The sequence below is a fragment of the Arthrobacter sp. Y3225116 genome, assembly GCF_059091245.1.
In genome coordinates, this window is sequence record NZ_JBNHGL010000633.1 from 1 (window position 1) to 258 (window position 258).

The following is a 258-nucleotide window of genomic DNA, read 5'->3' on the forward strand; positions in this document are numbered from 1 at the left end:
TCGGCAGCCGAGTAGAGATCGGCCGCCTGCAGCGCCGCCGAGACCGCTGCCGTGCCGTCCTCCAGCGCCCACAGCCCCCTCGCCCGCGTGTCGCTGTAGTCCGCCTCGTACCACCGGGCCCCGTAGAGGTGCGCCAGCCGAATCGCCTCGTCCAAGACCGTGAGCCCGTCCGGGTCGCCGGCCTCGCACAGGGCATGTCCGAGGGCATGCAGGGCCTGCGGCAGCGCGGCGTCGTCGTCCTCGGCCTTGCGAGCCGCG

The 258-nt window shown here is 74.4% G+C and carries 1 protein-coding gene; it reads right to left on the reverse strand.

Features of this window, described 5'->3' with window-relative positions; genetic code table 11:
* A partial coding sequence (locus AC5RV2_RS19305) for a hypothetical protein (protein ID WP_494093657.1) occupies positions 1-258 on the reverse strand: 258 nt, incomplete at both ends.